Annotated in this window: 12 protein-coding genes; 6 read left to right on the top strand and 6 right to left on the bottom strand. The window is 52.8% G+C overall.

The annotated features are described in order from the left end of the window. The first annotated feature begins 269 nt into the window (after nt 1-269). From malE to malG, 3 genes are all read left to right on the top strand, one after another. A complete protein-coding gene (gene malE / locus GF617_RS09580) occupies nt 270-1,460 on the top strand; it encodes a maltose/maltodextrin ABC transporter substrate-binding protein MalE (protein WP_181621825.1) in 1,191 nt (396 codons plus the stop codon). A gap of 120 nt (nt 1,461-1,580) precedes the next feature. Beyond that, nucleotides 1,581-3,125 (top strand): maltose ABC transporter permease MalF, encoded by a 1,545-nt coding sequence (gene malF / locus GF617_RS09575; protein ID WP_181621824.1) that lies wholly within the window; start codon nt 1,581-1,583, stop codon nt 3,123-3,125. Between the two features lie 14 nt (nt 3,126-3,139). Then, a complete protein-coding gene (gene malG, locus GF617_RS09570; protein ID WP_181621823.1) occupies nt 3,140-4,030 on the top strand; it encodes a maltose ABC transporter permease MalG in 891 nt (296 codons plus the stop codon). Between the two features lie 96 nt (nt 4,031-4,126). Here malG and psiE read toward each other — a convergent pair whose 3' ends face one another. Then, complete coding sequence (gene psiE, locus GF617_RS09565; RefSeq protein ID WP_014068487.1) at nt 4,127-4,537, bottom strand: phosphate-starvation-inducible protein PsiE; 411 nt, start codon at nt 4,535-4,537, stop codon at nt 4,127-4,129. Nucleotides 4,538-4,633: 96 nt separating this feature from the next. Between psiE and GF617_RS09560 the strand changes: the two genes are divergently transcribed. Beyond that, nucleotides 4,634-5,086: an acyltransferase gene (locus tag GF617_RS09560; RefSeq protein WP_375289932.1), complete on the top strand. Its 453-nt coding sequence runs from the start codon at nt 4,634-4,636 to the stop codon at nt 5,084-5,086. 72 nt (nt 5,087-5,158) lie between these two features. On the opposite strand, the gene GF617_RS09555 is transcribed toward GF617_RS09560, so the two are convergent. The 5 genes from GF617_RS09555 to pgi form a co-directional block, all read right to left on the bottom strand. Beyond that, nucleotides 5,159-7,255, bottom strand: a complete 2,097-nt coding sequence (locus GF617_RS09555; protein WP_203451565.1) for a YjbH domain-containing protein — start codon at nt 7,253-7,255, stop codon at nt 5,159-5,161. Then, a complete protein-coding gene (locus tag GF617_RS09550; protein WP_181621821.1) occupies nt 7,255-7,992 on the bottom strand; it encodes a capsule biosynthesis GfcC D2 domain-containing protein in 738 nt (245 codons plus the stop codon). The genes GF617_RS09555 and GF617_RS09550 overlap by 1 nt, the downstream gene beginning before the upstream one ends. Then, entirely contained in the window at nt 7,989-8,627 is a 639-nt protein-coding gene (locus GF617_RS09545) for a YjbF family lipoprotein (RefSeq protein WP_181621820.1), read from the bottom strand. The genes GF617_RS09550 and GF617_RS09545 overlap by 4 nt, the downstream gene beginning before the upstream one ends. Before the next feature lie 61 nt (nt 8,628-8,688). Beyond that, the gene (gene yjbE / locus GF617_RS09540) at nt 8,689-8,931 is read right to left on the bottom strand and encodes an exopolysaccharide production protein YjbE (protein ID WP_181621819.1); all 243 of its coding nucleotides are present in this window, start codon (nt 8,929-8,931) and stop codon (nt 8,689-8,691) included. Between the two features lie 367 nt (nt 8,932-9,298). Then, complete coding sequence (gene pgi / locus GF617_RS09535; protein ID WP_181621818.1) at nt 9,299-10,948, bottom strand: glucose-6-phosphate isomerase; 1,650 nt, start codon at nt 10,946-10,948, stop codon at nt 9,299-9,301. 304 nt (nt 10,949-11,252) lie between these two features. Here pgi and lysC point away from each other — a divergent pair, with 304 nt between their 5' ends. Both lysC and panS read left to right on the top strand, forming a co-directional pair. Then, nucleotides 11,253-12,602: a lysine-sensitive aspartokinase 3 gene (lysC, locus tag GF617_RS09530; RefSeq protein ID WP_203451564.1), complete on the top strand. Its 1,350-nt coding sequence runs from the start codon at nt 11,253-11,255 to the stop codon at nt 12,600-12,602. Between the two features lie 87 nt (nt 12,603-12,689). After that, a complete protein-coding gene (gene panS / locus GF617_RS09525; protein ID WP_203451563.1) occupies nt 12,690-13,634 on the top strand; it encodes a ketopantoate/pantoate/pantothenate transporter PanS in 945 nt (314 codons plus the stop codon). The last annotated feature ends 44 nt before the right edge of the window (nt 13,635-13,678 follow it).

The following is a 13,678-nucleotide window of genomic DNA, read 5'->3' as shown; positions in this document are numbered from 1 at the left end:
TTTATGGGGGAGGAGGCGGGAGGATGAGAGAGCAGGCTCTGCCACCGCCATTGGCGGGCAGGGGCTAAAATCGTGAAGCCACCTGCAAAATTCAGTGTGTTTTTATGTGCGCCATGGCTCATAACTTAAATTTATGCAACGGAGATCACACAAAGCGGGGGTGGGGCGTAGGGCTAAGGAGGATGGAAAGAGGATGTCAAATAAGGAGACTGAGTCACGTTGAACCACCTCAGTATCCACGAGCACATCACCATAAAAGGATGGCAGATATGAAGATCAAGACTGGCGCACGCGTTTTCGCATTGTCCGCCCTGGCAGCAATGATGATTTCCGCACCGGCTCTCGCCAAAATTGAAGAAGGTAAGCTGGTTATCTGGATTAACGGCGATAAAGGCTATAACGGCCTGGCCGAAGTGGGTAAAAAATTCGAAAAAGACACCGGCATTAAGGTAAGCATTGAACACCCGGACAAACTGGAAGAGAAATTCCCGCAGGTTGCCGCTACGGGTGACGGCCCGGACATCATCTTCTGGGCACATGACCGTTTCGGTGGTTACGCGCAATCCGGCCTGCTGGCTGAAGTGACACCAGATAAGGCGTTCCAGGACAAACTCTTCCCGTTCACCTGGGACGCTGTTCGCTATAACGGCAAGCTGATCGCTTACCCAATTGCGGTTGAAGCGCTCTCCCTGATTTACAACAAAGACCTGGTCCCGAACCCACCGAAAACCTGGGAAGAAATTCCTGCGCTGGATAAAGAGTTGAAGGCGAAAGGTAAGAGTGCGCTGATGTTCAACCTGCAAGAACCGTACTTCACCTGGCCGCTGATTGCTGCGGATGGCGGTTACGCCTTCAAGTTTGAAAATGGCAAATATGACGTGAAAGACGTGGGCGTGGACAGCGCAGGCGCGAAAGCGGGTCTGACCTTCCTGGTTGACCTCATTAAGAACAAACACATGAACGCAGATACCGATTACTCCATCGCAGAAGCGGCGTTCAACAAAGGCGAAACCGCGATGACCATCAACGGTCCGTGGGCCTGGACCAATATCGATAAGAGCAAGATCAACTATGGCGTCACACTGCTGCCAACCTTCAAAGGTAAGCCGTCTAAACCGTTCGTTGGTGTGCTGAGTGCCGGTATTAACGCCGCAAGCCCGAACAAAGAGCTGGCAAAAGAGTTCCTCGAAAACTACCTGCTGACCGATCAGGGTCTGGATGAAGTGAACAAGGACAAACCGTTGGGTGCTGTTGCGCTGAAATCCTTCCAGGATACGTTAGCAAAAGATCCACGCATCGCGGCAACTATGGATAACGCCCAGAAAGGCGAAATCATGCCGAACATCCCGCAGATGGCAGCATTCTGGTATGCCACTCGTACAGCGGTCATCAACGCAGCCAGCGGTCGTCAGACTGTCGATGCCGCACTGAAAGATGCGCAGGGCCGTATTACGAAGTAAGCCGTAATTCCCTCTCCCGTGGGGAGAGGGTTAGGGTGAGGCTTGTCGTTATCCGTCCTCATCCCGGCCCTCTCCCTCTGGAGAGGGAGAAAAGATCACACGTTGTAGAGGAAGAACCCCATGGATGTCATTAAAAAGAAACACTGGTGGCAAAGCGACACGCTGAAATGGTCAGTGATTGGTCTGCTGTGCTTACTGGTGGGTTACCTTGTTGTTTTAATGTACGTACAGGGGGAATACCTGTTCGCCATCATGACGCTGATTTTAAGCTCTGCTGGCCTGTATATTTTCGCCAACCGTAAAGCCTATGCCTGGCGCTATGTGTATCCAGGTGTCGCCGGGATGGGGCTGTTCGTCTTGTTCCCACTGATTTGTACTATTGCTATCGCCTTCACTAACTACAGCAGCACCAACCAGCTCGCTCAGGAGCGCGCCCAGCAAGTGCTGATGGATCGGTCTTACCAGGCAGGAAAAACTTTTAACTTTGGCCTGTATCCAGAAGGGAGCGACTGGAAGTTAGCACTCACTGACGAAGAAAGCGGCAAGAACTTTGTTTCTGACGCGTTCAAATTTGGCGGCGCGCAAAAACTGTCCTTAAAAGAGGCCGCGGCCCTGCCAGAAGGTGAACGTGCCAATCTGCGCATTATTACCCAAAATCGTCAGGCGCTGACCCAGTTAACCGCTGTACTGCCCGATGAAAGCAAAGTGACCATGAGCTCACTGCGCCAGTTCTCCGGCACACAACCGCTGTACACACTTGCGAATGACGGTACGCTCACCAACAACCAAAGTGGCGTGAAGTATCGCCCGAACAACGATATTGGCTTCTATCAGTCCATTACAGCCGACGGTAAATGGGGCGATGAAAAACTCAGCCCAGGCTACACCGTGACTATCGGCTGGGACAACTTCACCCGCGTCTTTACCGACGAGGGGATCCAGAAACCATTCTTCGCTATTTTCGTCTGGACGGTGGTCTTCTCGGTACTGACCGTGATTTTGACTGTCGCCGTGGGGATGGTACTGGCCTGTCTGGTGCAATGGGAATCTCTCAAGGGCAAAGCGATTTACCGCGTGCTGTTGATTCTCCCTTATGCCGTCCCGTCGTTTATCTCGATTCTGATTTTCAAAGGCCTGTTCAACCAGAGCTTCGGTGAAATCAACATGATGCTGAGCGCGCTGTTCGGTATCAAACCCGCCTGGTTCAGCGACCCGACGACCGCCCGTTCGATGATTATCATCGTCAACACCTGGCTCGGTTATCCGTACATGATGATCCTGTGCATGGGGCTGCTGAAGGCGATTCCGGACGATCTGTATGAAGCCTCAGCAATGGATGGCGCAGGCCCATTCCAGAACTTCTTTAAGATCACACTCCCGCTGCTCATTAAGCCGCTGACGCCGCTGATGATTGCCAGCTTTGCCTTTAACTTTAACAACTTCGTGCTGATTCAGTTGTTAACCAACGGTGGTCCGGATCGCCTCGGGACAACGACACCAGCAGGCTACACCGACCTGCTCGTAAGCTACACCTACCGTATTGCCTTTGAAGGCGGCGGCGGTCAGGACTTCGGTCTGGCGGCAGCGATTGCCACCCTGATCTTCCTGCTGGTAGGCGCTCTGGCGATTGTGAACCTGAAAGCAACACGCATGAAATTTGACTAAGGAGGGCATCGATCATGGCAATGGTACAACCCAAATCTCAGAAATTGCGCCTCTTCGCGACGCACTTAGGGCTGCTGATTTTTATCGCGGCCATCATGTTCCCGCTGCTGATGGTCATCGCCATCTCCCTGCGTTCGGGTAACTTTGCCACCGGGAGTCTGATCCCGGACGAAATATCCTGGGAGCACTGGAAATTAGCCTTAGGTTTCAGTGTTGAACATGCGGATGGCCGCGTCACGCCACCGCCATTCCCGGTCCTGTTATGGCTGTGGAACTCGGTGAAAATCGCCGGGATCACCGCACTTGGCATCGTGACTCTCTCCACAACCTGTGCTTATGCCTTTGCCCGCATGCGCTTCCCTGGTAAAGCCGCACTGCTGAAAGGGATGCTGATTTTCCAGATGTTCCCTGCGGTTCTGTCGCTGGTTGCCTTGTACGCCTTGTTTGACCGTTTGGGCCAGTATGTACCATTTATCGGCCTGAACACCCACGGCGGCGTGATCTTCGCGTATCTGGGGGGGATCGCCCTGCATGTGTGGACCATTAAAGGGTATTTCGAGACCATTGACGGCTCGCTGGAAGAAGCAGCTGCGCTGGATGGCGCAACGCCGTGGCAGGCATTCCGTCTGGTACTGCTGCCGCTGTCAGTCCCTATCCTGGCGGTAGTGTTTATTCTCTCGTTCATCGCAGCCATTACCGAAGTCCCGGTCGCATCACTGCTGCTGCGTGATGTAAACAGCTACACCCTGGCCGTGGGTATGCAGCAATACCTCAACCCGCAAAACTACCTGTGGGGCGACTTTGCCGCTGCGGCTGTACTCTCTGCCATCCCGATTACCGTGGTATTCCTGCTGGCACAACGCTGGCTGGTCAACGGCCTGACGGCGGGCGGTGTGAAAGGTTAAGTTTCATTGTTCCAAGCCACTGCAACCCTCAACTTTGACGTATTGTATTGACCCAACTTGTGACTGTTGTTAGGCGGCCTCCGGGCCGCCATTTTTTTATTCGCGTTTCAGCCGCTTCGAGTTACACAGCCAGAGGGTGATCACGAGCAACAGAATCGCAGCTGAATAGATCAGCACGTCGAGCGGGGATTTATGATCGACGATGATCAGCCGCACAATTGCGGTGATCCCGATATAGACAAAATAGCGTAGCGGGAAGTGAAATCCGGATTGAAAATACTTCACAATCAGGGCGATAAATTCAAAGTAGAGAAAATAGACCACCAGTCCTTCCACCAGCTCATACTTGCTGGTTTGTTCGGGGGCAAACAGCACATCCGCCAGATGCACCGTTTCTTTACCCAGGAAGACCACCAGTATCAGGCCAAGGCTCAACAGACCGAGGTTTAGCACGGTCTGGAGGATGGTTGAGATAAACTCAACGCGCGGGCGAGTCAGGGATGTCATACAGCACCTCATTCTCCAGGGCGAGATTCCTGTATAACGCAAAAATGTGACAGAGATCTATATTTTTTAATTATGTTTTATGTAGGGAGCAAACTGATGGAGCGTAAACCAACCGGGGTGCGAAACGTAACTTACGGCGACAATGTGACCGTATACGAACCCGCCAATCTTTATGACTGCACGCTTGGCAACGATGTATTCATCGGCCCGTTTGTTGAAATCCAGGGCAATACGCGCATTGGTGACGGTAGCAAGATCCAGTCGCACACCTTCATTTGCGAGTATGTCACTCTCGGCGACCGCTGTTTTATCGGTCATGGGGTGATGTTTGCCAACGATATGTTTCGAGAAGGTAAACCCAATGCGGACCGCAACAGTTGGGGACGGATTACCGTGGGTAATGATGTCTCAATAGGCAGCGGTGCGACCATTCTGTCTGTTTCTATCTGCGACGGGGTAGTGATTGGTGCAGGAAGCGTGGTAACGAAATCGATTGTCGAGAAAGGTGTCTATGCCGGGAACCCGGCAAGGTTGATGCGCCGTTTGTGATTCGCCCGCATGCGCTTACCGGGCCTGTAAAACCACAGGCCGGGCAAACGAAATGCCGCCCGGCCTGGAGTGCTAGCGGAAGTTAATGTTCTTATCGCTGGTCATGTCATACAGCTGGAACTTACGCCCAAGCTGTTGTCCCCCATCACGTGTCAGTGGCGTCCAGCCAATTGCCGCACGACTGCGGGTTGGCCCTGATGAGAAGAGATCCAGTGGAATCGACACATACACACCTTTGGTGAAATCCCCTTCCCCATATTCCTCTGGCGAGACATTGGTGATAGTCGCATAACCGCCAACCACGACACCGCTGTCGAAGTGTTTGGAGATATCCAGTGTGCCGCCTTTGTCACCGGCCAGATACTGTCCAACACTGGCTTTCACCAGCACATCCTGGGCGAATGATGGTGTCCAGTAGGCCGTCAGGTGGCCAGTTTTCACGCTGTAATCAGTGAACTTCATCATATCCTGCGCACTGCGCCAGTCACGCTGCTTAACGTAGTTGGCATCAACCCCGAATGCCCAGTCACTGTCGACCGGACGATACAGCACCTCGGCCCCTGCGCCACCGTACATTGTTTCCAGATACCCCCCGTAGACCTGGCCGTAGAATCCGTTACCGAAGTACTGGAAGTAGTTGGCCTGCAGGTTATTCACATACACATCGTTTTGTACATATTCACGCACACGGGTACGCACGCGCGGCAGCGTCGAGTCATTTGGCGGGTTGGTGTAGTTAAATTTACCGTAGTTGTTAGCCACATTGCCAAACAGACTACCGGTGGTTAGCAGGTGGTCTGTCATCCACAAATCGGCGGTCGCCATCACCCCAAACTGGTACATATAGAAGTTTTCCGGCCCGCCAACGGACTGGTTCAGTACAGGGTCGATATGGAAATCAAAACGCGATTTGTCGATGTACCAGCCCTGTTCGGTTGTTTGTGGAACCACCGGTTCAATGCGTTTTTGCACCAGCTCAGTTTCATGTCCCAACGGCTCGCCTTCAAGATGACGTTTAAGGCTGGCAACATCGGTCTCCGTCGTCACTTGTGGCAGGTTAAGACGATTCTCCGTCACGCGGATCGTGCGGATCCCCTCGGGGAGATCGTTCATGATGATCCGGTTGGCACGTTCGATCCCCTCACGGGAATCACGGTATTTCACCTGCTCCCCTGTGACATACAGGGTGTCACCTTTCGCCTGAATTTTCGGATCGGCAAACCCTGCATTGTATTTCAGCAGCGTCAGCTGATTGGCGACCACGGAATGCTGAATGATCGCATCCTGCGGTTCTGGCTGGTATGTTGGCCGCGTATTGTCGTTGTAATGTGGGCGCATATCGCTGAAGTTAGTCCGCAGCGTGACGCCAAACATGAAGGTGTTGCCACGCTCATAGCTCAGGTTAACGTCAGCCCAGTCGGTGACGCGATAAATCGCCCCAACGTTGAATGCACTCCGCTGTTCAAGCTTACCTGCATAATCCTGGGTATAGTTGTTGCCCTCATATTCCAGCTTCAGCCGCAACGGTTGCCATGGGGTCTGGTACTCAACGCCCCCAAACAGCGAAGCCGGGCCGTGGAACATCTGGTCGCCGTTGATCGACCCCGCTTTTTGATAGCTGTTGTCGCGATAGCAATACTTTTCACTGTAGGAGCAGAACGGGTTTTTCACGTTACCGCGGGTTCCGAGATAACCCCAGCCCATCCCCAGAGAGAAATCGAACGGTCCCCAGGCTTTGTTCGCCACGATGTACTCGGCGTCGAACAGACCCGTACCACCGATATCCCTCGCCCCTACTGATACCTGTGGCATCCAGTAGCTCTCTTCCCACAAACGCACCTTCACATCGAAGGCTTTGTCTTTATAGGTCTGGTTACCGGAGAAGGCTTCAACGCTACTGTATGCTTTGGTGCGTACATCGGTATAGCGCAAGGTAGTTTCGAGCCAGGGGAACAACTGCACTGATGCAGAGTAGTAGCGATATTGGTCGTTATCGCGGTAGTTAAGGCTTAATTCGCCTTCACGCGCCATGCGTGCCGTGGGGGTTTGCAGTAAACCTACGCCGCCAAAATCTGACTGCGAAGGCCCGACTGGCGCAGGGTAAGTTTCGGCATGGCAGGCGGCACTTACGCACAGCGCCAGCATGCTGTAGAGATAAGTTCTTTTCATTAGTCCGGTATCCGCTGCGCGAAGGAGTGAAGGATATCGGCATTCAGCCCGTCATAATCCTTCGTCCAGAAATGGTCGGCAAAACCGACAAAAATCACGCTGCCGGGCATCGGTTCGATATGGCGCTTGTTCCAGTACGCAACCGGGACTTTCTGAGTATGACCATCCGGATACACAACCCAGGCATAGCTGTTTTCCGCACCACTCAGCAGATGCTGTTCATCGAGATAGCCCGCCACATCTCGTCCTGGTGTAAAGGGCTTTTTGCCAGGGCTGCTGATGAGCCCGGCCACCGTGATGGTCGATGGTTGCGCCGGGAGCCACAGCGTGTATTCCCCTTCCAGAGTCGGGTTACCCTTTTCAGCAACACGGACCTTGTCGGGGTCCAGATTCACCTGCTGACGACCCGTGACTTTCAGGGCCTTCAGTTGCTGGCGAACACTGTTAATGGCTGCCGCATCTTCGCCATGCTCTTGTCCTGCCAGTGCTGTCAGCCTGGCTAACAGCGCCTGCTGCTGCTGTTCCGCTCGTGCCGTTGCCTGCCGTTCGCCGATCACCGCACCAGACCACCAGCTGTTGGCCAGCCGGGGTTGCCCAACAAGATCGAGCAGATGCTCTGCATTGGATAATGTTTTGGGTTGCGTGCTGTCAGCGGTGTAGACCTTCACCGTCCCCGCCGACCATGCCAGCGGTGTAAGAAGACTCCCCATCAACACAGCAAAAAAGAGTGTTTTCATGCTTTCGCTGCCTTAATCAGGGTGGTTTTTACCGGGAAGAAGTCTGCGCCAAGATATTGCAATGACTGGCGGATCTGCCCTTCATCATCGATCCAGAAACGGTTATGCCAGGTTGCCTGGTCAGTGACCACCTCTTCATCAAGCACCCGAACCGGGGTGGTGTCGCTTCCTACGCTGACACTGTCCTGGCCATCCCAGCGGAAGGTGGATCGCGCCGTCGCATAACGCACCTGTTTATGCTCGGTCCAGCCAAGCGTGCGTGTCCAGCTTGCTCCGTCCGTGATGTGGTTCGGGTTTATGAGTGGGTCGGCTGCAATATTATTCACCTCCAGCAGGTTGTCGCCTCCGAGCAAGGTTTTCACGATGCGCCCATGCTGCGTCACGATGGTGGCCTGATCCTGCGTCACCCATTTCTGCTGCCCGTTTTCAGAGAAAGCGAGCACCACAAACAGCTGCGGGCCATCGTTTAACTGCATGTACTGGCTGGCGTACGGCATATTCTGGAGTTCGTCATCGGTCAGATGTACGCCAGGCGTACCAAATACGCTGTCCCACAGTGAGTTTCCCAGCCCTTTCGTGGTGGCTGAACACGCCTGTAAAAGCAGGCAAATCAGAATGATTCCAGGTCGCTTCACGACTCTTCTCCGGGGGGCGGAATAACCACACCGAAGTGTGGTTAGAGTTAATGCACCCGGACTATCGGGTGCTTGTTGTCGTGGTGGTCGTGGTTCCGGTATTGGAGCCATCACCGCCACCGGTTGCCGCGAGCGCGACACCCACGGCTGAACTCACGGTGCTCGTGCTGGCTGCAGTAGAACTTCCCGCAGACGCAGACGTCGCTGCCGAGCCTGCTGCATCCCCGACCTGAACCGGAGCTGCATACACAGACGTCGCCGCAAGCGCAGATATGGCAAAAATGCCATACAGTATTTTCTTCATAACAATTTCCCTTCAATGAATGAATGGAGATTTGCCTGAAATGAAATTCAGGCGGATTCGAGTATACACAACTAAAGCAGCGGGATTGCTGAATGAGGAAATAGGATGGTTGTTTTCGGACTATTGGATAATAAAGAAATTAAAACAAGAATAAATAAATTATAATCAAATGATAATCAATAAGTTACAACATAATCAATATTATTAAATCCTCCGTATATTCCTAAAGTAAACCGCAGTAATTAACGGGTTAACGATGTTTTTCAGATTAAACTCATAATAGATATTTGCGTTAAATAACAGACATCAGGATTTATCTGATAAAAAAAATGCCGGCATTTCGCCGGCATTGCTTACGTATTTGTGATTAAGCGCGCCATGATTTATAGCGGTTAATCAAACCATTCGTCGAGCTGTCGTGAGTGGTAATGGATTGATCATCACCCAGTTCTGGCAGAATGCGGTTTGCCAGCTGTTTACCCAGTTCAACGCCCCACTGGTCGAAGGTGAAGATGTTCAGGATCGCACCCTGAGTGAAGATCTTGTGTTCGTACAGCGCAATCAGCGCACCCAGGCTGAACGGTGTGATTTCGCGCAGCAGGATGGAGTTGGTCGGACGGTTACCTTCGAATACTTTGAACGGAACAACGTGATCAAGCGTTGCCGGGTCTTTACCCTGGTCACGGTATTCTTGCTCAACCACTTCACGGGATTTACCGAACGCCAGCGCTTCAGTCTGGGCAAAGAAGTTAGACAGCAGCTTCGGATGGTGATCGGACAACGGGTTGTGAGTGATGGCTGGCGCGATGAAATCACAGGGAACCATTTTGGTTCCCTGGTGAATCAGCTGGTAGAACGCGTGCTGACCATTCGTACCCGGCTCACCCCAGATGATTGGGCCAGTCTGGTAATCCACCGCGTTGCCGTTACGGTCAACGTATTTACCGTTGGATTCCATGTTGCCCTGCTGGAAATACGCCGCAAAGCGGTGCATATACTGGTCGTACGGCAGAATCGCTTCGGTTTCAGCACCGAAGAAATTGTTGTACCAGATGCCGATCAGCGCCAGCAGTACAGGCAGGTTTTTCTCTGGTGCTGTCGTGGCAAAGTGCTTATCCATCGCGTGTGCGCCGGAAAGCAGCTCAACAAAGTTGTCGAAACCAACGGACAGGATGATCGACAGGCCGATAGCAGACCACAGAGAGTAACGACCGCCAACCCAGTCCCAGAACTCAAACATGTTTGCCGTATCAATACCGAACTCACCCACCGCTTTACCGTTGGTAGACAGCGCAGCGAAGTGTTTCGCCACATGCTTGTTGTCACCTGCGGTTTTGAGGAACCAGTCACGCGCGCTGTGGGCGTTGGTCATGGTTTCTTGCGTAGTGAAGGTTTTGGACGCGACCAGGAACAGCGTTGTCTCTGGGTTTACCTTTTTCAGCACTTCAGCGATGTGCGTACCATCGACGTTGGAAACAAAGTGCATGTTGAGGTGATTTTTATAAGGACGCAGCGCTTCGGTCACCATGAATGGGCCGAGGTCAGAACCGCCGATACCGATGTTAACCACGTCGGTAATTGCTTTGCCGGTATACCCTTTCCACTGACCGGAGATGATCGCTTCAGAGAACGCTTTCATCTTTTCCAGCACCGCATTCACTTCCGGCATCACATCTTTGCCGTCAACGATGATGGGGGTATTGCTACGGTTACGCAACGCCACATGCAGCACGGCACGGTCTTCGGTGCGGTTAATTTTCTCACCAGAGAACATAGACTTAATGGCATCCGCCAGTTCGGTCTCTTTCGCCAGATCCTGCAATTTCGCCAGCGTTTCTTCGGTAATGCGGTTTTTGGAGAAATCCACCAGCATCAGGTCGTCGAAGGTCGCGGAGAATTTAGTGAAACGATCGCCATCTTTCGCGAACAGGTCCGCAATAGTGACATCTTTCATTTCATCAAAGTGTTTTTGTAGTGCCTGCCAGGCAGCGGTCTGCGTTGGGTTGATGTTTTTCATTAGCAATACTCTTCTGATTTGAGAATTGTGACTGCGGTCGATTGTAGCGCCTGCGGGTGAAAATTGTGATGGTTTTTATGCCATTGTCCTGGCCTGCGTCAAACGCAGGCAAAAAGGCACAAAAAGTATAGCTGTTATAAGTCCTGTTACTCAGGGGGGAGACCCCATAAAAAATCCGCATAATCCCAGCGTTGACATGATTCGCCCCGCATTTTATTTATAGGGCGGTATTTTGCGCCTGCACCTGCTTTTGTTTCATTCTTGTGCCAAGGTCGCTTTATTCATTCCCTGACACGAGGAAGTTATGACGAGTTTTGTTGTCGCCAAATTTGGCGGTACAAGCGTGGCTGATTACGATGCCATGAACCGCAGCGCTGATGTAGTGCTGGCCGATCCGAATACCCGACTGGTGGTGCTCTCCGCATCCGCTGGGGTAACCAACCTGTTGGTTGCTCTCTCTGAAGGTCTGGAAGCGACTGAACGCTTCGTTAAGCTTGATGCCCTGCGCAAGATTCAGTTCAATATTCTCGAACGTATGAAGAATCCTCAGGTGATTCGCGAGGAAGTTGAACGCCTGCTTGAGAACATCACCACTCTGGCAGAAGCCGCTTCGCTGGCGACATCCACCGCGCTGACTGACGAACTGGTCAGCCACGGTGAACTGATGTCCACCCTGCTGTTTGTTGAGATCCTGCGTGAGCGCGAGGTTTTGGCGCAGTGGTTTGACGTTCGTAAAGTCATGCGCACCAGCGACCGCTTTGGCCGCGCTGAACCGGACGTAGAGATGCTGGCAGAATTGACCGCCCAGCAACTGACGCCACGCCTGGCCGAAGGTATGGTGATTACTCAGGGCTTTATCGGTAGTGAAGCCAAAGGCCGCACTACCACGTTAGGCCGTGGCGGTAGTGACTACACGGCAGCACTGCTGGGTGAAACGCTGCATGCCTCCCGCGTAGATATCTGGACTGATGTTCCGGGCATTTACACCACGGACCCACGCGTAGTAGCAGCCGCTAAACGTATTGATGTGATTGCCTTTGAAGAAGCTGCCGAAATGGCAACTTTCGGTGCGAAAGTACTGCATCCTGCAACACTGTTGCCTGCCGTACGTAGCGACATTCCGGTCTTCGTTGGCTCCAGTAAAGATCCCAAAGCGGGCGGGACGCTGGTTTGCAAGAAAACGGAAAATCCACCGCTGTTCCGTGCACTGGCGTTACGTCGTAAGCAGACGCTGGTCACGTTGCACAGCCTGAACATGTTGCACTCTCGCGGGTTCCTCGCGGAAGTGTTTGGGATTCTGGCACGCCACAATATCTCCGTGGACCTGATCACCACCTCCGAAGTCAGCGTAGCGTTAACGCTGGACACCACAGGGTCAACCTCGACTGGCGATACGCTACTGACGCAGTCATTGCTGATGGAGCTGTCCGAATTGTGTCGCGTGGAAGTGGAAGAAGATCTGGCACTGGTCGCCATCATCGGCAACAAACTGTCGCGCGCCTGCGGTGTGGGCAAAGAAGTCTTCGGCGTCCTCGATCCGTTCAGCATTCGTATGATTTGCTACGGTGCATCCAGTTACAACCTCTGCTTCCTTGTTCCCGCGGATCAGGCAGAGCAGGTCGTGCAAAAACTTCATCAGAATTTGTTTGAATAAAATTCGTTAGCACGATAAACAATATCTATAAGCCGGGCACAGACCCGGCTTTTTCATAACTAAACAACACAATCGCAAGGAATACCTATGTTATCCGCTATCACGCGGCTGTTCCCGTTATGGGCGCTGCTGCTTTCTGTACTCGCGTATTATACCCCTACAACCTTTATCCCCATCGGCCCCTGGGTTACGACGCTTCTCATGCTGATTATGCTGGGGATGGGCGTACACCTAAAAATTGATGACTTTAAACGTGTGCTGTCACGCCCTGCCCCTGTGGCCGCGGGAATTTTCTTGCACTATCTGGTTATGCCGCTGGCCGCCTGGCTGCTGGCGATGGCGTTTAAGATGCCGCCGGATTTATCTGCCGGAATGGTGCTGGTCGGCAGTGTGGCCAGTGGTACAGCCTCCAACGTGATGATCTATCTGGCGAAAGGCGATGTGGCGCTTTCAGTTACCATTTCGTCCGTCTCCACGCTGGCTGGCGTCATTGCCACACCTTTGCTGACACGCCTGTATGTCGATGCACATATCCAGGTAGATGTGATGGGCATGCTGCTCAGCATCCTGCAAATCGTGGTGATCCCGATTGCGCTTGGTCTGGTGATCCACCACCTTTTCCCCCGGGTGGTGAAAGCCATTGAACCCTATCTTCCGGCATTTTCGATGCTCTGTATTTTGGCAATTATCAGCGCCGTGGTGGCGGGTTCAGCGTCGCATATAGCTTCCGTGGGCTTTGTGGTGATCATCGCTGTCGTGCTGCATAACACCATTGGCCTGTTGGGTGGGTACTGGGGAGGCAAATTATTTGGCTTTGACGAATCCACCTGTCGCACGCTGGCAATTGAAGTGGGGATGCAGAACTCAGGCCTGGCAGCCGCACTCGGCAAAATCTACTTCTCACCACTTGCGGCACTGCCTGGCGCGTTGTTCTCCGTATGGCATAACCTTTCAGGCTCGCTGCTGGCGGGTTACTGGTCCGGTAAACCGATTGAAGAACAACAGAAAAAAGATGTGGTGAAAGAGGGTTAATTCACTTCGCGACACGTCTGACATGCCTTACACTGAAGCCTCTT

Origin of the sequence: Lelliottia sp. RWM.1 (assembly GCF_016859735.1) — a bacterium.
GTDB lineage: Bacteria > Pseudomonadota > Gammaproteobacteria > Enterobacterales > Enterobacteriaceae > Enterobacter.
Note: the sequence above shows the minus strand (reverse complement) of the source record. Positions and strands in the feature narration are given on the sequence as shown.

Excerpts from the sequence above, each read along its gene's own strand:
- malE (WP_181621825.1), top strand. The coding sequence starts at position 270 with ATGAAGATCAAGACTGGCGCACGCGTTTTCGCATTGTCCGCCCTGGCA.
- GF617_RS09560 (WP_375289932.1), top strand. The coding sequence starts at position 4,634 with ATGGAGCGTAAACCAACCGGGGTGCGAAACGTAACTTACGGCGACAAT.
- psiE (WP_014068487.1), bottom strand. The coding sequence starts at position 4,537 with ATGACATCCCTGACTCGCCCGCGCGTTGAGTTTATCTCAACCATCCTC.
- yjbE (WP_181621819.1), bottom strand. The coding sequence starts at position 8,931 with ATGAAGAAAATACTGTATGGCATTTTTGCCATATCTGCGCTTGCGGCG.
- GF617_RS09550 (WP_181621821.1), bottom strand. The coding sequence starts at position 7,992 with ATGAAAACACTCTTTTTTGCTGTGTTGATGGGGAGTCTTCTTACACCG.
- GF617_RS09555 (WP_203451565.1), bottom strand. The coding sequence starts at position 7,255 with ATGAAAAGAACTTATCTCTACAGCATGCTGGCGCTGTGCGTAAGTGCC.
- pgi (WP_181621818.1), bottom strand. The coding sequence starts at position 10,948 with ATGAAAAACATCAACCCAACGCAGACCGCTGCCTGGCAGGCACTACAA.
- lysC (WP_203451564.1), top strand. The coding sequence starts at position 11,253 with ATGACGAGTTTTGTTGTCGCCAAATTTGGCGGTACAAGCGTGGCTGAT.
- malG (WP_181621823.1), top strand. The coding sequence starts at position 3,140 with ATGGCAATGGTACAACCCAAATCTCAGAAATTGCGCCTCTTCGCGACG.
- malF (WP_181621824.1), top strand. The coding sequence starts at position 1,581 with ATGGATGTCATTAAAAAGAAACACTGGTGGCAAAGCGACACGCTGAAA.
- panS (WP_203451563.1), top strand. The coding sequence starts at position 12,690 with ATGTTATCCGCTATCACGCGGCTGTTCCCGTTATGGGCGCTGCTGCTT.